The sequence below is a fragment of the Bartonella sp. AD328YNZD genome (genome assembly GCF_042196425.1).
The window spans coordinates 1-530 of the sequence record NZ_JBHIQG010000882.1; the positions used below are offsets into that span (position 1 = coordinate 1).

Below are 530 nucleotides of genomic sequence, written 5' to 3' on the forward strand. Positions count from 1 at the left end.
GCACTATTCCAAACCCATTTTTTGACATCAGGTGTCATCGCTATAGCGCTATATTGCTGATAAATAAACGCATAAGGCCCTTTTTGCATCAGTTCACGTTGTAAATCAGCATAAAGTTGCGCCCGTTTTTGCGGATCTTTTTGAAACAATGCCTCTTCAACTTTTTTATTCATCTCGGCATCAAAATATCCATGCTTCCAACTAGGATAGGCGGTATTTTTTGCCTCAAACCGATTATCAGGATTATAAACAAGACGTGAAGCCATTGTATGGGGATCCGCAGAATCGTTATTCCATCCGATAAAAGCCGTATCAAAAGCCCGTGCATTCACTTTTGAAAACAACTGTGTACCTGCCACACGTTCAATTTTAAGACGCACCCCTGCCTGTGCAGCACTATCTTGAAGTGACTGAGCAAGTAACAAAGTATAAGGAGCATTTAAGACAAGAAAATTTGCCTCAAATCCATTCGGATAACCGGCCTCTGCTAAAAGCTGCTTGGCTTTTGCAACATCAAATGTAAAGGGTTG

The 530-nt window shown here is 41.1% G+C and carries 1 protein-coding gene; it reads right to left on the minus strand.

Annotation, left to right across the window (positions count from 1 at the left end; all coding sequences use genetic code 11):
• On the minus strand, positions 1-530 hold a 530-nt coding region (locus ACFIO3_RS15565), incomplete at both ends, for an ABC transporter substrate-binding protein (RefSeq protein WP_375704831.1).